Below are 18,810 nucleotides of genomic sequence, written 5' to 3'. Positions count from 1 at the left end.
TATGCCGGGGTTAATATGCGGTAATGTATGGTTTAGAGAGGCCTAATCCCAGGCGATGCTTCCCTGGCGCTGGCGCCTGTCCTTAGCGTATTCCGTAACCTGCAAGCCCCGAGCGCAGTCGAGGATCTAGGTCCACAATCTCTTTCCCTCCAACTAAAAAAAATCATCCCCCAATCCGCAATACATCCATTCCCACAGCATTCGCACTCTTAAATAAATAATACGTATTTTCCACTTTCTGATAGAATTTCAGTCCCAAAACAGCAATCGCTGTACCAGCAACATCAGGTAATTCGGTACTCAAATCAAACTGAGTAGCACTGTGGTCCTTATCCATATAAAGTGGCGTACTGCACTTCAATCCATAGGCGAGAGTGTCAAAATCGAAATGTAAAAGCCCCAATGTAAGTGCCATATGGGTAGCCCCCGCGGGAAAAGCAACATTTTTTATATCAAAATTCGTTACCCTTAGGGTTCGGGATTCAAATTCATAGTTAAACGAACAAGCCAATACTTCCGCAATACTACACGAAGGGGTGAAAGCAAAATCCCTAAGTAACTGCTGGCCCTTAGCAGTCTCCAATCCACGCTTTACCCTCCTATCTCCTCGGCTGTTCACAGAATCCAGATCCTTTAACTTGGTAAACAATTGCACCATCCGCCCGTGAAGTTCTCCATCCTTCCGAACGCATAAAAACGGATTCAAACTTCTTTTAAATTGCTTTTTTACAGCACTACAATGTCCAAACTCCCCTGCATTTTCACGCACCCGCGCCATGCTTTCCTTGGTTTTAATGTGTTCCCCATTAAACCCACCCCCGGCCTTTCTGGCCAGGTTTTCGCCTTCTCTATTGTAAAAATTAATGTCCCCGATTGTTCCCTTTAATTTTATAACTCCTGTCTGTTTAGCCACAACTCATTGATTTTAAGTAGCTAATATACATAATAATCCACCCAAAAAAAAATATATAGCATATATATACCGTACTTAAAGTGTATTTATAGCGGATCTATAGCGTGTTTATAGCGTATTAAACCCTAATTAAAGGCATATAACCTCCTCATTATATTCTATATTTTTCAGATCGCTAGGGCGCGATCGCATCACTCACTTTTTCTATTGAGCTATCGCAATCGCAAATACTTTAGTATGGCTTCCTCGTTTTTCTAAACGTGTTGGTCTATCAAGATAACATTCCCATCTGGATCCAATAAGGTAATACTGGCTGGGCCTGAAGTGGTTTCGTCTGCTCGCCTAATTAATTGTACATCGCTATCTTCTAATGTTTTTTGTATTTCCCGAACATCATCAAACTTTTCAACCTTCTTCGCATCAGAATCCCAGCCCGGATTAAAGGTAAGTATATTACCCTCAAACATCCCCTGGAACAAGCCAATCAAGGAGTCTTCATTCTTCATTATAAGATAGTTTTTCTCCATATCGCCCGCAAACACTTTAAAACCCAATGTTTCGTAAAATTCTTTTGAAGCTTGAATGTTCTTTACACTAAGGCTTACCGAAAATGCACCTAATTTCATATTGTTCATCATTTTTTAATTTTAGTTCGTTGTTTTATTTATTTTTAATTTCATTCCGGCCAATGCGCGATTGTATCCAAATGCCAATGCGCGATTCCCTCGCGTTCCATGCCTCTATTCATTATTGAGAAAAATCATCCAAATCCCTTCGCTTTCTAATATTGTATTCAAATATTAAAACCTTCAGTCCCCATAAAGTCAAGGTTTGTTTAACCAGAATCTGTTCATCCTCGGTTTTAGCAACCAATCTATCTTTAAACGATTTAATATACTTAGCCCATAGCTTCCCGTTACTATCGTTCAGCAAAAAGTAAAAGCCACTATCCCCAAACTGCTTCCCGGCCGAACTTAAAATCAGTTCCCCCTTCTTACCTACCATAGGCGCTAAAATAACCGTGGCATTACCATTTGGCAAAGGGAAAATTGCCTTGATACAACTTTTCCCGGACGGAAGCGTACAGGTTTCATAAACCCCGGAATACACTATTTTGCCACTAGCTTTAAAGGTTCTTAACCAAAGGGTGCGTTTTAACTTCTTGGTTTGCGCATCCCGTAATTGTATTATTTCACTGGTGAGCCCTCGTGAATTTGGTATGTTTTCAATCGGAACATTCAATTGCTCTATTCTGTTGCTAAATAGCAGCCTTAACAACCGTCCAAAATTTTTAAAAAGTGGATTCCATTTAACTTTTAAATCGAATTCGTAATTTGATGTGTTTTCGTAAAAATCAATTACATTTTTAGACAATAACTTTAATTGACTTGCAGGTAAGTTCAAATGCTCAATAGACTCAATTAAACCTTTATCTTTTTGGGATGTGTCAATTATAAGCTGCTCCTTTTCCGCTAATTGGTTTATAAATTTTAAACCAATACCCTGGGTGCCTCCAAACGGTCCCAATAACCAATCTTCCTCTGTTTTGTCTATTTTTCTACCAAAAAGAATAACCCATTGCTGGGTAAGCCAATCTTGAAGCTTTTGTTTTTTATGTGGACTTCCCATTTAATACAAATTGGATTAAAGCTTTGGAACAATATTTTGCTGACCCCGCCATGTGCCAAATTCCGCAATGGGTTTAAATCTTAGGGTTGTAAACTCAAAATGAAAGTTTTTGCGCGCTCTCTCCTTCATTGCATCGGCATGGCGCTTCGGTTTACGTATGGCACTATGCCCATGCACCATATCGGTCATTTCCTTTTCCGTTTTCCAAATTGAAAAAGTTGAAACCGTATGCGGAAAACTATACGACGCCAATGAAAGCGTGGTGCCCGGATGGTCGCGTACTAATTTTTCTACGGGCCTTCCCCAATGTATAAATCTCGGTACTTCTAAGGGTTTCATTCTTGCAATAGTTACAGCAACTACGGGAGATGTGTCTTCCACTTTCGCTGTTTGTTCCGGTATTTTAAAAGCGTCATACTTACCCCATTGTCTTAAAAATTCTAAACGCACCTGCCAGCCTTTTGCAAGCCTTCTACCAAATTTATTCCCTCTCAAAAATTCGTCCAGGGCTGATTCATTTTCCCATTGTGCGAAAACGGCAATTTGTTTAATTAAAATTCGGGAAGGTGATAAAATTGGCGACCCCAATGTCATAGCCATCATATACTCCGCGTGAATTAAGCCCTTGGTGTTCTTGGCTATTGGCTTCAAAAACATGCCTCTAATCGCTACTACCCGCGGTAATTCAACAAGATGATACGAAAATATACTCATTTATTTTTTTGTTATAACTTCGCTGGTGCGCGATTGCATTGCGTTTTATTCAGTTCTCCGTATCCACTAAAAAACCAACTCCTTAATCTTTGCTTTCAGCTTTTGTTTCACATTTTTGGGATAGCTTCGCTTTCCGTGAAATACATTCAGCATTTCCTCCACAATACGCTGCCCGTATTTTTTGGCCAATAGATTTCTAACCGTCTTCTGTTCATAAAACCATTTTGAAAGCCATACCGCCGTCTGTATCTCGGGCAATAACCCAGCCTCCAGTTTCGCTGTATATAAAGCCCCTGCTTCTTGTAAATGCATATCTGTTTCAAGAATGGCCTCAGCCGCCAACTTGCCGCTGTAAATAGCATTCGAAATTCCCTCAGCGGTAATGGGGTCTGCAAATCCTGCGGCATCGCCGATTAAAAAAACGTTGTTTTTAACAAATCCATCGGTACGCGGCATCACAGGAATTTGAAATCCGTGTTGCGATTCACTTATAATTTCAGTAATCCCCAAGGTTTCTAAATAGGCCTGGTAGTATTTTTTTAAATTTATCTTAGTCCTTCGGGCCGAAGCAACGCCTATAGATAAATGCTTCTTTTTAGGAAAATTCCAAGCATAACCGTAAGGAATGGCGTCAATATCAAAACGCACTTCCTTCGAGAGCCGCTCAAAATCTGCATCGCTTACTTCTACTTCATATTCTAGCGCGGGAATTAATTTCCGCGTATCTTCTGTCCATCCTGCTAATTTGGCCGTGGGGCTCAATGCGCCGTCGGCGGCAATCACAAAGTTTGCGGTTAATATACCTTGCGATGTTATCAGGGTTATTAGGTCGTTTTCAAAAGTAAGGGACTGCAATTTGTGATTTTCCAATAATGTTGCGCCCGCGGCTTGTGCCTTGTCGGTTACCAGTTTATCAAAACTATCGCGCATTACCATAGTAATGGAAGGCTCCTCCCTATAGGTTTTAAAGTGAAGTTTTTCCCCTAAAAATATATCTACCCTATGGAATTCCTTTTCTACCACCTCACTAATATCAAAAGGCAGGCTATAGCGGCCGCGAAATACGAGTCCGCCCCCACAGGTTTTATAACGTGGTAAGGTGGCCTTTTCAATAATTACAGTCGAAATCCCCGCCTCTGCCAGATAAAATGCGGTTGTAGCTCCCGAAGGTCCACTGCCAATAACAGCTACGTCAAAATGCTTCATAAACTATATTTTCGTGTTGTAAATATAGTATTTGAGGTTAATTTATTGTCGGATTATAAAATGCATTTTATAAATTCTCAGTTATCCCTGTTGCTCAAAACCCTCAAAACTACTAATGACTATGCCCACCGCCGCCTTCTTCTTGTAATAGTACAAAGGCTCCCTTGGTTATAAATTTGCTATTGGCATTCAGCTTATCTATAGTTTCAATGGCTGTAAATCCGTTGTAGGTAGGTCCCGTTTTTACCGCAAGGGGATGGATTTCAAATTCGGCTTCGGTTTCATTTTCTATCAGTAATAGGTAGTTCTTCCCATCCATTGCAACCACAGCATTTTCTGGCAGGGCCATTCGTTTTTCAACTCCTGTAACAATATGTGCGTCCACAAACATTCCAGCGGTAAAATTGCTTTCGTCCTCTTCGGCTATATGGCCATGAACCAACGACGTACGGCTGTTCGGATCTATTGAAGTTCCTATTAAATGCACCACCCCACTAAACGTATCGTCCGAGGCCTCGGGCACCGTAAATTGAATTTCCTGCTCTTCTTTTAATTGCAGCAGATCCTTTTCAAAAATCTTTAATTCTAAGTGAATATGGTCCGTGTTTATAATTTCCATAATCTTATCGGCCGGCGAAACATAGCTTCCCGTATTCACAAAAACTTGGGTTACGCTCCCTTCAATCGGACTGTAAATATGCGTTTGCGAAACAATAGTCCCAGCCGCCACGGCCGCGGGATTAATATTCAGCATTTGTAAATTCTTTTCTAGGCTATTGCTTCGTGCCAAAGCCGTTTTATAGTCACTTTCGGCCCTTAAAAAACTTTTCTGCGACGTAATTTTTTCGGCCAACATAATTTTTTGCCGTTCGTATTCCGAATTTAAATACGAAAGCTGGGCCACGGTTTCCATATAGTTTTGCTGCATGGTAATAAACTCCGGATTTTCAATGGTTACCAACCGCTGTCCTTTGGCAACCTTACTGCCAACCAACAAAGGAGCGTTTTTAATATATCCGCCCGCAAAAGCACTCACCACCGCCCTACTCTGTGGCGGTACGTCAATCATCCCGCTGCTTTGTATTGTTGTGGCAAAAGGTTTTTCGGTAAGCTGCCCAATCTCCATATTGGCGTTTTTAAACTGTGCTTTTGAAAGGTGAATAAGGTCATCCTTTTCCTCTGAAGCGGCTAATGACGAACTTTCAGTTTCTGAATTGTTGCAACCTGCCAAAACGAAAATGGAAAGCAACAAAAGTGATTTTATATAATTCATAACATTTTTTTTAAAGTGTTAAATAATTGAAAGCGATAACCGCCTGGTTGTAGTTGTTTAGATTTTCTAAATGTTGCAATTCAATTTCGTAAGCGTTTTCAAGACTTTGGATATATTGAAAGAAATCTATTTCGCCGTTTTTAAAACCGATGTCTGCGGTTTTTAATATTTCCTCCGAAAGCGATTTTCCCTCGCCTTCGTAATATTGAAGCACCTCTCTGTATTTTGTCACCGTTTTTAGCAATTGCACCCTTTTCGATTTTAAGTGAATTTCATAATCCTTCGCCTCTTGTTTGCTGAATTCCGCTGCAATTTTGGACGCTTTTATCTTGGAAGCATTTCCACTAAACAACAACGGAATCTTAAGCCCAACTTGATAGGCGTATAAATTTTGGCTCAAGCCCGAATTGCTTCCCAACGAATAGGAAAAACTTATATCCGGCAGTAAGTGCTGCTTTTCGAGTTTTTCCTTGGCTTCAAAAAATTCGTTCCTATCCCGATAATACGCTAAGGCGGGATGTGCCTCTAAAGTAGGTAGCAAAAGCTGTACTTTTTCTAATCCCACATCGGCAATCTGCAAACTGTCTGTTGTCTGTACCAACATTTTTAGACGCTCCAGTGCAATCTGCACGCCTTCCCTACTCTTCTGATAATCGGTTTGCAACTGTTTCTGCTTGGCACGGGCAGTAATTTTCTCCAAATAATTGGTCTCCCCAAGTTCAAAACGACGCTGGGCGGCATGGGCAAAATTTACATATAAGCTGTCTAAACTTTTGTAAACCCCTTCCTTGTATTTTTCAAATTGATACTGATAATACGCAGCCGCAACCAATCCTTCTGTTTTGCGTTTTTGAAGTTCCAACGTACTCGTCTGCATTTTATACTGCTGTTTATTTACATTCCGTTCGGCAAAATAAACCGTGGGAAACAGAAAGCTTTGTTCCAGTCCGAAAACTTCCAGCGGCTCGTTATTGGGCCCCAAATCATTTTCGTTAAATTCATAAAATACGGTAGTTTTTTCGAAGTTAAAAGCACTGCCAATTAGGGCATCGGCCTCTTCTACTTTTAGGGAAGCCGCCTTTAACCCGGCGTTATTCGTCAATGCCATTTGTTGTAAATCTGTCAAGGATTTAGGAGACTCCTGCGAAATTCCCGAAAAACCAAGCAGCAAAATAACTGCCGTTATTGGTAGGGTTTTCTTCTTCAATCTTTTGGGTTTTGTTGTTTTATCCGAATCAAAAATTGAATACAGCACCGGTAAAACAATTAATGTTAAAACAGTAGCCGTTATTAAACCGCCAATAACTACGGTAGCTAGCGGTCTTTGAATTTCGGCCCCGGCATTGGTTGAAATTGCCATAGGCAAAAACCCGAGTGCCGCAGCCGAAGCCGTGAGCAAAACCGCACGCAAACGGTCTTTGGTGCCTTGTACAATACGTTCCGTTGTGTTGTTCATACCTTCCTTTTTAAGTTCTTTAAAATGTTCTATCAATACTATTCCGTTGAGGACGGCAATTCCGAAGAGCGCTATAAACCCAACTCCCGCCGAAATGCTAAATGGCATGTCGCGCAGCCACAACAGCAAAACACCTCCCACCGCCGCTAACGGAATGGCAGAGTATATCATCAATGCTTCCTTTACAGATTTAAAGGCGAAATAAAGCAGTACAAAAATTAAAAGTAAGGCTACGGGAACCGCCACCAAAAGTCGCTCTTTAGCACTTTGTAGGTTTTCAAATTGCCCACCGTAATCAATGGTGTAGCCCACAGGCAGTTTTATATTATCGTCTATTAACTTTTGTACCTCGTCCACCACACTCTGTAAATCGCGGCTTCGCACGTTTATTCCTACTACAATCCTGCGTTTGGTGTCGTCGCGTGAAATCTGTGCTGCGCCTTTAGCGTACTGTATGTCCGCAAGTTCGCGCAGAGGTACTTTTTCCCCGGAAGGGGTATCAACATACATATTTTGCAAATTTGAAAGATCGCGACGGTGGTTTTCGTCCAATCGCACTACCAAATCAAAACGCTTTTCCCCCTCAAAAATGCTGCCCACAGATTTTCCTGCAAATCCCATGGCTATCATTTCATTTAAATCCTTGATATTTAATCCGTAGCGCGCAATTTTGGCCCGCTTAAAATTCACGTTCATCTCTGGCAAGCCCGCCACTTTTTCAACTATAATATCATCTACCCCCGCCACATTCTCAACGAGATTCTTTATTTCGTTGCCCTTGCTGCTCAAAACATCTAAATCCTCCCCAAATATTTTAATGGCTATATCGGCGCGAACTCCCGTAATTAGCTCATTAAAGCGCATCTCAATTGGTTGGGTAAATTCTACTTCCATCCCCGGAATTATCGCCAAGGCTTCCTTAAACTTTTCTGCCAATTCATTTTTACTCTTGGCAGTAACCCAATCCTTTTTGGGTTTTAAAGTAATTATAACATCGCTTTCTTCCATAGACATTGGATCCGTAGGTACTTCGGCGGCGCCAATCCGGCTAACCACCTGATCTACCTCGGGAAAATTATCAAGTAATATATTTTCAATTTGCGTTGTAATCGCAATCGTATTACTGAGGGACGTCCCCGTTTTTAGAACGGGTTGGATTACAAAATCGCCCTCATCCAGCGTAGGGATAAACTCCCCGCCCATAGTTGTAAAAAGGTAAACGGTAGCAGCTAGTATAAGCCCCGCTGCAACCAATACCAATTTTCGTGCACCCAAAGCCCAGCGAATAATTGGCTCGTAAAAGTGGTTTAAAGCCCCCATCAAACGAACGGAAATATTATTTTTTGAAGCTGAAACAGGGCGTAAAAACACAGCGGCAGCTACCGGTACATACGTAAAGCAAAGCAACATAGCTCCTATTAATGCGAAGCTAAAGGTCTGCGCCATGGGGATAAACATTTTCCCTTCTACCCCGCTGAGCGAAAGAATGGGGATAAATACAATTAAAATAATCAACTGCCCAAAGATGGCGGAATTCATCATTTTTGAAGAACTCTTTACAGTGAGCTCATCTTTTGCCCCTTGCCTTTCAGCAGCTGGCAGTGCGTTTAATTTTAACGAATTGGAACTGATTTTAAAAGCTACAAATTCAACGATAATCACGGCGCCGTCTATGATAATTCCGAAGTCTATTGCGCCCATGCTCATCAAATTGGCATCTACCCCAAAAAGATACATCATAGAGAGCGTAAAGAGTAACGACAATGGTATTACCGAAGCCACTACCAAGCCGGAACGGAAATTCCCCAACAATAGCACCACTACAAAAATTACGATAAGCACTCCGAGAATCAGGTTTTCGGCTATGGTAAAAGTGGTTTTTTCAATTAGCACACTCCGGTCTAAAAACGGATTTATATAAACTCCTTCCGGCAGCGTTTCTGCAATTTCGGCAACCCGCTCTTGTACCGCTTTAATTACTTCGTTTGAGTTGCCATCCTTGAGCATCATAACCTGCCCGAGAATTTTTTCGCCTTCCCCATTTCCTGTAATTGCCCCAAACCGCGGCGCACTGCCAAATTGTACTTTGGCGATATCCTTCACATAAATAGGGAAGCCGTTTTCACTCTTTACCACTATATTTTCAATATCCGCCAAAGTGGAAATTAAACCTTCACCCCGAATAAAAAAGGCTTGGTTTTCCTTTTCAATATAACCCCCACCAGACACGCTGTTGTTTTTTTCCAAAGCGGTAAAAATTTCAGAAGCCGTAATATTCATGGCCGCCAGCTTTTGGGTATTTATGGCTACCTCGTACTGTTTTAGATGGCCGCCCCAAGTATTGACCTCCACCACCCCCGGAATTCCCGAGAGTTGCCTTTTAATTATCCAATCCTGAATGGTTCGCAGCTCGGTGATTGAATAATTGTCCTTAAACTCCGGTCTTACATCGAGTATATATTGGTAAATTTCGCCCAAGCCGGTAGTAATGGGACCCATTTGTGGCGAACCGAAACCTTCGGGAATATTTTCGGCGGCCGATTTAATCTTTTCGGCAATAAGCTGCCGCGGTAAATAGGTGCCCATTTCTTCCTCAAAGACTATGGTAACCACCGAAAGTCCAAATTTGGAAACAGAACGAATTTCAACCACCCCCGGCAAATTGGCCATTTCCAACTCCACGGGATAGGTTATAAACTGCTCCATATCTTGGGTAGAAAGATTGCGGGAAGTGGTAATTACCTGCACCTGATTGTTGGTAACATCGGGTACGGCTCCAATGGATAACTGCGTTAGCGAAAACACGCCAAAGCCTATCAACAAAAGGGTAAACAGCCCAATAATGAGCTTGTTGTTTATACTGAATTGAATAATTTTAGAAAGCATAACTAAATTGATCTTTGAATTTTAACAGCGAAACCTGTAAAAAATGAAACAATGGAATTCATTAAAGCCATCCCAAATCATGGGATAGAATTAACCCGACCGCAATAAATTTTGGAAATAGTATTTCCAAAAACGGTCTATTTAGTTATGCAGATTTTGGAGGTTGGAAAATAGAAACTCTCTCCAAGGAAGAATATAGGTTTAAATAGTAAAAAGTGTGGCTGTGGTTTAAGGGAATCTCTCCTCTTAAAATTGAAATTTCATAAGGAAAAACCACTACATCGGTACTTAAGTGATGGCAGGATGCATGTTGAAAAGGCAACTCCTCATGTTCCTGCTTTTCCTCTTTGTGATTTTTTTCGTGCTCAGATTTTAACGACCCGTAATGCTTTTCAAAGAAAGTGAGAAAATCATCGCCGTAATTTTCGGAGTGGTATTCGGCATGTTCCATAAAATGCCCCAATAGTAAAATATCGTTTACGCCAATCCCTGCGCTTTGAAATAAAACGAGGAAAGAAAGCGATATGGCGATTATAGTTTTCACTAGTTCCAAAAATATGAAATCTATTTCAATCGGTTTATGATAGTTGTCAATTTTATATATTAAATAGAACCGACAAGCTTAAAAACCACTATTTTAAAATTCCGAATAAATCCTTAAATTCGCATAAACACCCTACGCTCATGATAGTTCACGATTTCAGCAAACAGAATTCCCTCCTCAATCAATACATCCGCGAGATGCGCGATGTTACCATCCAAAAAGATTACCTGCGTTTTAGAAAAAATGTAGAACGCGTGGGCGAACTGCTGGCTTACGAAATGAGCAAGAGCTTGCCCTACCAAACAACCACCGTAAAAACTCCCCTTGGCTCTAAGGAAGTATCTGTACCAAATGCCGATATAGTGCTCTGTTCCGTATTACGCGCAGGATTGCCATTGCACCAAGGTATTCTCAATGTGTTTGATGGGGTTGAAAATGCTTTTATCTCTGCCTATAGGCATCACCCAAATGGAGCAGACGATTTTGAAGTACAGGTAGAGTATCTCGCCTCCCCGTCTATTGAAGGAAAAACACTAATCCTTGCAGATCCCATGCTGGCAACCGGACGTACGTTTGAAAATGTATTGCGCGCCCTAAAAACGCACGGTATTCCAAAGAAAATTCATTTAATATCCATTATCGGTGCCAAAGCGGGAATCTTTTTGGCCGATACTGTTTTCCCTTCAGATACCGAACTGTGGATTGCAGCGGTGGACAACCAATTAAACGAACGTGGCTATATTGTTCCCGGCCTCGGCGATGCCGGCGATCTTTGCTATGGCCCACGCCTCGATGGGAATAATGATTAGTGATTTTGAAATTAGCTTCAGAACTTTATACACCCTTCGGCGGAAATATACTTACTTACTTTCTTGTGCAGCTTCGTGAGCCTAGCTAAATATAACTAACAACCTATGTTTTCACCATAAAAAACGATGGCTTACAACCCGGGGAAAAACCGTCCCGATTTCCTTTTATATTCCAAATAACCTGGAAATATAGCTGCTAAACGCCTCTCTTCGTATTTGGATTTAAAGTAAAATAAAACTATTAGCAGTAATGTTATCAATAATTTATATCCCGAGTCGGCAATAATGGCAAACCCAAAAAAAGCTATCATAATTCCTGTATATATCGGGTGCCTGATAAATTTATAAACTCCCGTAACTATCAGTTTTGATCCGGGTAGCGGACTCGGAAAAGGCGATAGATGCACATTGAGTTGTAAAACGGCAATTAGCGTAGTTAACGCCCCTAAAATTAGCAGTAGCACCCCAATCCAAAACAACCATTCTGGAAAGTAAATGCGCATTGACCCAACATCAAACACAAATGCCACAAACAAAACAAATTGTAGCAAAACAAATACTATATCTGCAATTGGAATTCTCAAGGATGCATTTTTAAATTATTACCGAATATAACCACTTTTAGGAATTTGTCCCGCTAATACAATCCAGCTTTTGTATTAATTATTCTATTTGTTCTCCCCTTTTTTTAAAATTTATAAATAGTTCATTCCCCGCACGGGGCATAACGGAATTATAAGCTGTTTCCATTATTTGTATCTTGAATCTTTCGGAAAAAAGATTTTTATATTCAGCTTTATTCCCGCCAAACGGAGGCTTGTCATTATTCAAAGGAATATTAAAAAGAAGTCCGACTAATTTCCCTTCCGGCTTTAGAAGCTGATGCATTTTAGTTACGTAATCCTCCCGCAGCACAGGCTGCAAAGCACAAAAGAACGTCTGTTCCAAAATAAGGTCAAAGCTGTCTTCCAAGTCGAAAAAGTCTGCGTGCAATAAATTTTCCTTTGGAAATGATGGTAGCCGTTTGGCCAGATTCCGTAACGGAATAGACGAAATATCTACCACAAAAACATTGGTAAACCCGTTGTTAAAAAGATATTCCGCTTCATACGAATTACCGCCGCCGGGGATCAAAATCTTTAAATTTTTATCTGAAAGTTGGTCGATGTATTCCTTTATGGGTGTGGAAACCTGGCCTATATCCCAGCCTGTTTCGCCACTGAGGTATTTGTGGTTCCAGAAAGCTTCGTAATAATTCATATGCTAATTTTCAAAACGGATACTCCAAATGCCGCGCACTTCATTTTCGCCGTAACCGGTTGCCTTATCCATTGGGTACAACTCCTGTATTTTGGACAAGGTGAGCGTTTCCAGTTCCTTTCCGGGCGTGCCGTGGCATTTTAAGCACACGGAATTGGTAACGATGGGGTAATAAAATTCTGTTTCCCTGCCCATATCCACCACAATCGGGTTTACCTCGTCTCCGGCAGCCACTTGCTTTTTGAAGTTTTCCAGATATTGCAGTTCTGCGGCATTGGCCTTGTTTTGTGGGTTTCTCGGTTTATCGGTAACGCGTTTTATTTGGGCCTTATGGACGGTAGCCATACTGTCCGATATTGGCATAGCCTGAACATTACAAAAGTCCAAAGCGGCAATAACCCCGTTTTTCTGGATCTGGCCCATCAGATTTTTCCCCAATTCGGCCTTCGTGGTCTGTGCCATTTGCATGCCGCGTTCCTTTACGAAAGGTTGAGCATTTGTATTTTGGTTTTTACCCATCCCTTTACCATTTCCCATTCCGCGACCAATTCGGCCCTTCATCTGTGGTCTGTCGCCGTGCATTTGCTTGTAGTGGGCGTCAAACCATTCGGGCTCTTCTATATCGTTATCAAACATATAATCTGCAATTTGTTTGATAGTTTCCTCCGGATAGAATTGATAGGGCATTAAGCCAAATTTCTTGACCGCGCCCGGCATTTTTGATTTTTCTTCGGAAGGATTCTTGGCCCACGCCACCATTGCCTCAATAAATTCTTCCTTTGAAGTTTCCTCAGAAATATAATGCATCTTTACGGCTACCATCGGTGGGGCAATCATTGCATCTTCGGCAGTTTTTGGATTGTGGCAAACGTAGCAATTGTTTTCCATCAGCTTCTTGCCGGGATGTTCTTGAGGGCTTGTAAGTATTAAGTTTTCTGCATTTTCGGCAATCGCCAAATATTCCTTACGAGTATTGGTATTGCAGGAAGTGAATAAACTGATCAAAAATAATGTGACTAAAAGTTTCATATTTTGAGTATAAAGTTGTGGACACTTCAAAAATAAAGGGAAACTTCACGCTTGACAGTAACAAAAGTTACACTTCAACGGTTTAAATATGTCATCTTAAAACTAAAGTGCGATTATTTTAATACTATTTCGGTTAAGCTCGATTTTCCCCATGGATTCCAACTTCTTCAACAAACGCGACACCACCACGCGCGAGGTGTGAAGCTCATACGCAATCTCCTGATGCGTGGAATTGATCAGGGAATCATTGGTTACCTTTTTTTTGTTTTGAAGGTATTTCACCAAGCGCTCGTCCATATTGTAAAATGCAATGCTGTCAATGGTTTCGAGCATTTCGGTAAGGCGGCCGTGGTAACTTTGAAAGACGAAGTTGCGCCAACTTTTATACTTGCCCGTCCACTCCTCCATTTTTTGGATGGGTATCATTATCAACGTGGTGTCGAGCTCTGCGATGGCGCGGATCTCGCTTTTGGTCTGTCCCAAACAGCAGGTTAGGGTCATGGCGCAGGTATCGCCGCGCTCCAAAAAATAGAGAAGCAGTTCATCGCCGTCGTCGTCTTCCCTTAAAATTTTTATGGCCCCCTTGAGGAGCAAGGGCATGGAGCGGACGTAATCGCCAATCTCAATTACCTTTTCGCCTTCCTTTACTTCCTTTAAAACACCTACTTGGCCAATTTCTTCAATTAGGGCGTCCTCAAAAATATGGGAGAAGTTTTCCTTTAAATTATCGAGCATTATCACTTTGTTTGGTTGGTTTTTTTTGACTTACGAAAATACCGATTTTAAAATTAATTTTTCCTGGCTTCCCGCCTTTCCTGTCGCTCCAGTTTTCTGAAATAGCCACGGAAAAGGAAATTGTGCCGCAGCGCCTCCATATTTTCGTTCAATTTCTCTGCAGCTTCCTTTATATCAAGCATCGTGGAATCGATATTCTTGACCAAAACCTCATCCTGCGTGATGTAATTCAAAGCACCTTTTCCCGATTTTATTTCGGAGAGATAGGCATCGAGATTTTGGCTTATTTCATTAATGTCCTCGCTCGATTTTTCAAGATTGCTAAATACGCCCCTTATTTGGTTGGCAGAAACCGTATCGCTCAAAAGCACGCCCGCGGCACTTTCATCATAATTGACTTTTGAAATAAGGGCGTTGATGCGCGAAACCGCCGTGGAAGTACCCGCAGCCGTTTGTTTGAGTTCAATTACCGTCTGCCTTAAATCCTGGGCCAACAAGGTATCGGTTACCAAAGCGCCCAAAGTGCCTTTGCCCTCAAGGATTTTATTGGTAATCTTAAGCAGATCGGCGGTGAGCAAGGCGGCGTTTTCATTGGTCGTGTTCAGGGTGGAGAGCATATCGTCGGCGCCAATCTTGCTGTAAGACTGGATGGTATCGCCGGAAATTACGGGTTTGGCAGTGGCAACTTTCCCCGGAATAATGTTCACGACCATGCTTCCCACCAAGCCATCGGAACCGATGGAAGCAATGGCATCGGTTTTAATGAATCTTGCCGTTTTTTCCTCAATCATCATTTGGATGGTGATGCTTCCCTCCTCGATCATTTCAATCTTGCTTACGGTGCCCACGTTTATACCGGAGTAACGCACGTTGTTGCCTATAATCAAACCATTTACGTTCCCAAAGGTAGCGTAGAGCTCAATGTTTTTGCTGAAAATATGCTGTCGGTTACCGATGGAATAGAGCGCCGCAATAAGAATGGCGGTGCCCACCACTACGAAAAGGCCGACTTTTATTTTTTGGGAAGTTGATTTAGCCATAATTTTTAGTTTTTAAAGAATGCCCGGGTTTGGGGATCGCTGGAATTTGACAGGTCATCATAAGTGCCCTCGGCATAGTTGATTCCATCTACCAGTAATATTATTCTATTCGATATTACCCTTGCGCAATCCACATCGTGCGTGATAATGAGGGAGGAGGTGTTATACTCCTTTTGGATGCTTCGCATAAGCTGGATAATCTCGTTTGCCGTAATAGGGTCCAAGCCCGTTGTGGGCTCATCGTACATTATTATTTTCGGCTTTAAAATTAACGCCCGTGCCAGTGCTACCCTACGTTGCATTCCACCGGAAAGTTCGGAAGGCATCAAATCGATTGTGTGCAGCAGTCCCACGCTTTTTAGCGCATCATGTACGGATTGTTCCGTACTTTTGAAATCCTCAATTTTATCTTTGTGTCTTCGCAATGGAAACTCCAAGTTTTCCCGAACGGTCATAGAATCGTACAAAGCACTGCCCTGGAAGAGGAAACCGATTTGCGTCCGCAGAAAATCCAGTTCCCTTTGGCCCATGGTGATTATGTCGTGACCGTTAATGGTAATGCTTCCGCTATCGGGCTGGATCAAGCCCACAATACACTTGACCATAACCGATTTCCCCGACCCAGATTTGCCCATAATCACCAGATTTTCCCCTTCAAAAAGTTGAAGATTGAAACCTTTGAGCACATGGTTTTCGCCAAAGCTCTTGTGGATATCTTTTAACTCAAGGACTGGGGTTTGGTTTTCTTTTTTCATTTAAACTTCAAAAAATATATCCGAAACAAATACGGCAATAAAATCTATTATAAACAATAACATAGAGGAATAAACCACCGCTGAATTTGAGGCTTCCCCTACCCCCACGGTACCTTTGGAACAATTGTAGCCTTTGTAGGTACCCACCAGGCCGATGGCAAAACCAAAGAATACGGTCTTAACGGTTGCGGGAAGCACATCGCTAAAGCTTAAGGCATCAAAAACCTTATTAAAATAGAGCGTATAGGAAACATCTCCCTTTAAATTCTCGATTATCGCAGATCCGAATAATGCGACGGTATCTCCCGCAATTACGAGCAAGGGCAACATTAAGGTAACCGCCAATATTCTGGTAACCACCAAATATTTGAACGGATTGGTGCCCGAGACCTCCATTGCGTCTATCTGCTCGGTTACACGCATGGAGCCGAGTTCCGCACCAATTCCGGAGCCAATCCTTCCCGCGCAGATCAAGGCGATTATTACCGGGCCGATTTCCCGCACTATGGAAATACTGATCATGGATGGCATCCACGAGGCCGCGCCAAGATCGGTCAAAGTGGGGCGCGATTGAAGCGTAAAGACCAAGCCCAAAATAAAACCCGTCACCATTACCAAAAACAGGGAGCGAATGCCCATATTGTAGCATTGACGTATCAATTCCCTAAATTCAAATGGCGGACTGAACAATTCCCGAAAAAAACGTCCGGCAAATAAGGTCATATCGCCTATTTCAGCGAAAAACGATTTTGTGCGGGTTATAAGGGAGTTTTCTTTTTTCATATACAACAGGGAAAATCAAAGATAATCCTACGAATAGGGAATAACTATGACAAACATCAGCAATAAATTTAATTAACAGATTCAAAATCTTATTCTTAGCAAACAGATACCATCCAAATTTAACTATCAATTTTGAGCTCGATTATGATTTTGGTCAGGGTTTATTTGCTTTAATTTTTACAATTTTGTTATCAAAATTTAGAACAATGACGAATCTTGGTTTAGTCCTTTCCGGTGGCGGAGCAAGGGGCGCCGCGCATATCGGGGTATTAAAGGCATTGGAGGAGCACGGCATTTCACCCACCCACGTTTCGGGCACCAGTGTGGGCGCCATTGTGGGGGCGTTATATTCGGCGGGGGTCCATTGGTCTGAAATATTAAAATTCTTTAAAACCGTTTCAATTTTTACCACCAAAAGATTCGCCTTTAACAAACCGGGGTTTTTGGATACCGAAAAGTTTTATGACGACCTAAAAGTGTTTTTCCCGAGGGATAATTTTGACGCCCTTGAAAAATCGCTCTTTATAACCGCGACCAATGTGATTTCGGGAAATTTAAAGATTTTCAGCAAAGGGCAGCTTATAAAACCGGTTATAGCTTCCGCTTCCTTTCCGGGCGTTTTTACCCCAACCGAGATTAATGGTTCGTACTATATAGATGGGGGAATACTGAATAACTTTCCCGTGGAGCCGCTAAAGCAACACTGTGATACAATTATTGGGGTGTATATCAACTCCCTACAGAAAATCAGCATCAAGGATTTGAACCATTCCTATAATGTTGCCGATAGGGCGCTTAAAATTAGGGCGGTTTCAGATTCTATAAGAAAATTCCCCGAATGCGATTTGGTTATTGCGCCCAAAGATGTGGGAGGCTTTGCCATATTCGGTATGAGCAATACAGATGCTATTTTTGAAATGGGGTATTCTGAAGCGATGGCCGCTTTAAAGGAAAACGAAAACCTATTTAAGAATTGACTACAATTCAATTTCAAGTTGGATTGGGCAGTGATCGGAGCCATAATATTCCGATAATATCGCTACATTTATTATTTTTTCGAGCAAGGGTTCACTTACCAAAAAGTAATCTATGCGCCACCCACTATTGCGCTCCCGAGCCTTAAACCGATAGCTCCAGTAGGTGTAGGCTACGCTATCAGGATGGAAATGCCGATAGGTATCCACAAAACCTGCGTTGAGCAAGTTGTCCATTCCGTCAATTTCAATTTGGGTATAGCCTGCCGTTTTGTTGTAATTGGCCTTGTCATTTTTAAGGTCGATGGGACGGTGGGCAACATTTAAATCGCCGCAAAGAATTACAGGCTTTGATTTTTTCAAGTTAATGAGATAGCTTCGGAAGTCGTCATCCCAAGTCTTTCTATAATCCAGCCTTTCCAGTTGTTGACCGGAATTGGGAACATATACATTGACCAAAAAGAAAGCCTCAAATTCCAAACAGATTACCCGGCCTTCGTTGTCGTGTTCCGCAACGCCCATATCGTACGTAACTGCCAAGGGTTCCTTTTTGCTCAAGACCGCAACGCCCGAATAACCTTTCCGCGCTGCCGAATTGTAATATTGGTGATAGTGGGTAATTTTAGACAAGGCCGTTTTTACCTCGTCATCTTGGGCCTTGGTTTCCTGAAAGCAGATAATATCTGGGTCCATGGTTGAAAAATCGTCAAAGAAATCCTTTTTGGTTATCGCCCTTACGCCGTTGATGTTCCACGAGATTATTTTCATAGCATCTGTTCTTTTTGTAAATATCTGAAAGGTGGA

Annotated in this window: 18 protein-coding genes; 2 read left to right on the top strand and 16 right to left on the bottom strand. The window is 41.8% G+C overall.

The window, feature by feature from the left end; all coding sequences use genetic code 11:
• Positions 1–163: 163 nt before the first annotated feature.
• The 8 genes from QCQ61_RS09935 to QCQ61_RS09900 form a co-directional block, all read right to left on the bottom strand.
• A complete protein-coding gene (locus QCQ61_RS09935) occupies positions 164–913 on the bottom strand; it encodes a hypothetical protein (RefSeq protein WP_279447492.1) in 750 nt (249 codons plus the stop codon).
• A gap of 254 nt (positions 914–1,167) precedes the next feature.
• Positions 1,168–1,539: a VOC family protein gene (locus QCQ61_RS09930; RefSeq protein WP_279450257.1), complete on the bottom strand. Its 372-nt coding sequence runs from the start codon at positions 1,537–1,539 to the stop codon at positions 1,168–1,170.
• A 121-nt stretch (positions 1,540–1,660) separates the two neighbouring features.
• Positions 1,661–2,542 carry a hypothetical protein gene (locus QCQ61_RS09925; protein WP_279447491.1) on the bottom strand — a complete coding sequence of 294 codons (882 nt, stop codon included), beginning with the start codon at positions 2,540–2,542 and terminating at the stop codon, positions 1,661–1,663.
• Positions 2,543–2,557: 15 nt separating this feature from the next.
• Positions 2,558–3,256 carry a hypothetical protein gene (locus tag QCQ61_RS09920; RefSeq protein WP_279447490.1) on the bottom strand — a complete coding sequence of 233 codons (699 nt, stop codon included), beginning with the start codon at positions 3,254–3,256 and terminating at the stop codon, positions 2,558–2,560.
• 66 nt (positions 3,257–3,322) lie between these two features.
• A complete protein-coding gene (locus QCQ61_RS09915; RefSeq protein ID WP_279447489.1) occupies positions 3,323–4,462 on the bottom strand; it encodes a geranylgeranyl reductase family protein in 1,140 nt (379 codons plus the stop codon).
• Between the two features lie 112 nt (positions 4,463–4,574).
• Positions 4,575–5,735 carry an efflux RND transporter periplasmic adaptor subunit gene (locus QCQ61_RS09910; protein ID WP_279447488.1) on the bottom strand — a complete coding sequence of 387 codons (1,161 nt, stop codon included), beginning with the start codon at positions 5,733–5,735 and terminating at the stop codon, positions 4,575–4,577.
• A gap of 10 nt (positions 5,736–5,745) precedes the next feature.
• The gene (locus tag QCQ61_RS09905) at positions 5,746–10,077 is read right to left on the bottom strand and encodes a CusA/CzcA family heavy metal efflux RND transporter (RefSeq protein WP_279447487.1); all 4,332 of its coding nucleotides are present in this window, start codon (positions 10,075–10,077) and stop codon (positions 5,746–5,748) included.
• Between the two features lie 145 nt (positions 10,078–10,222).
• Entirely contained in the window at positions 10,223–10,621 is a 399-nt protein-coding gene (locus tag QCQ61_RS09900; RefSeq protein WP_279447486.1) for a hypothetical protein, read from the bottom strand.
• A 140-nt stretch (positions 10,622–10,761) separates the two neighbouring features.
• Between QCQ61_RS09900 and upp the strand changes: the two genes are divergently transcribed.
• Positions 10,762–11,430 (top strand): uracil phosphoribosyltransferase, encoded by a 669-nt coding sequence (gene upp, locus QCQ61_RS09895; protein ID WP_279447485.1) that lies wholly within the window; start codon positions 10,762–10,764, stop codon positions 11,428–11,430.
• A gap of 131 nt (positions 11,431–11,561) precedes the next feature.
• Here the strand turns inward: upp and QCQ61_RS09890 are convergent, their stop codons facing one another.
• The 7 genes from QCQ61_RS09890 to QCQ61_RS09860 form a co-directional block, all read right to left on the bottom strand.
• Positions 11,562–12,014, bottom strand: coding sequence for a methyltransferase family protein (locus QCQ61_RS09890; protein WP_279447484.1), 453 nt, complete (start codon positions 12,012–12,014; stop codon positions 11,562–11,564).
• A 79-nt stretch (positions 12,015–12,093) separates the two neighbouring features.
• Positions 12,094–12,690, bottom strand: coding sequence for a methyltransferase domain-containing protein (locus QCQ61_RS09885; RefSeq protein ID WP_279447483.1), 597 nt, complete (start codon positions 12,688–12,690; stop codon positions 12,094–12,096).
• 3 nt (positions 12,691–12,693) lie between these two features.
• Positions 12,694–13,719, bottom strand: coding sequence for a c-type heme family protein (locus QCQ61_RS09880; RefSeq protein WP_279447482.1), 1,026 nt, complete (start codon positions 13,717–13,719; stop codon positions 12,694–12,696).
• A 102-nt stretch (positions 13,720–13,821) separates the two neighbouring features.
• Positions 13,822–14,454 (bottom strand): Crp/Fnr family transcriptional regulator, encoded by a 633-nt coding sequence (locus QCQ61_RS09875; RefSeq protein WP_279447481.1) that lies wholly within the window; start codon positions 14,452–14,454, stop codon positions 13,822–13,824.
• A 53-nt stretch (positions 14,455–14,507) separates the two neighbouring features.
• Complete coding sequence (locus QCQ61_RS09870; protein ID WP_279447480.1) at positions 14,508–15,494, bottom strand: MlaD family protein; 987 nt, start codon at positions 15,492–15,494, stop codon at positions 14,508–14,510.
• 5 nt (positions 15,495–15,499) lie between these two features.
• Positions 15,500–16,249: an ABC transporter ATP-binding protein gene (locus tag QCQ61_RS09865; RefSeq protein WP_279447479.1), complete on the bottom strand. Its 750-nt coding sequence runs from the start codon at positions 16,247–16,249 to the stop codon at positions 15,500–15,502.
• A complete protein-coding gene (locus QCQ61_RS09860) occupies positions 16,250–17,032 on the bottom strand; it encodes an MlaE family ABC transporter permease (protein ID WP_272856368.1) in 783 nt (260 codons plus the stop codon).
• Positions 17,033–17,238: 206 nt separating this feature from the next.
• Here QCQ61_RS09860 and QCQ61_RS09855 point away from each other — a divergent pair, with 206 nt between their 5' ends.
• Positions 17,239–18,009, top strand: coding sequence for a patatin-like phospholipase family protein (locus QCQ61_RS09855; RefSeq protein WP_279447478.1), 771 nt, complete (start codon positions 17,239–17,241; stop codon positions 18,007–18,009).
• Here the strand turns inward: QCQ61_RS09855 and QCQ61_RS09850 are convergent, their stop codons facing one another.
• A complete protein-coding gene (locus QCQ61_RS09850) occupies positions 18,010–18,774 on the bottom strand; it encodes an exodeoxyribonuclease III (RefSeq protein WP_279447477.1) in 765 nt (254 codons plus the stop codon).
• Positions 18,775–18,810 lie beyond the last annotated feature (36 nt).

This window comes from Aequorivita marisscotiae (genome assembly GCF_029814825.1).
Classification (GTDB): domain Bacteria; phylum Bacteroidota; class Bacteroidia; order Flavobacteriales; family Flavobacteriaceae; genus Aequorivita; species Aequorivita marisscotiae.
This window is presented reverse-complemented; position numbering and strand designations above follow the sequence as displayed.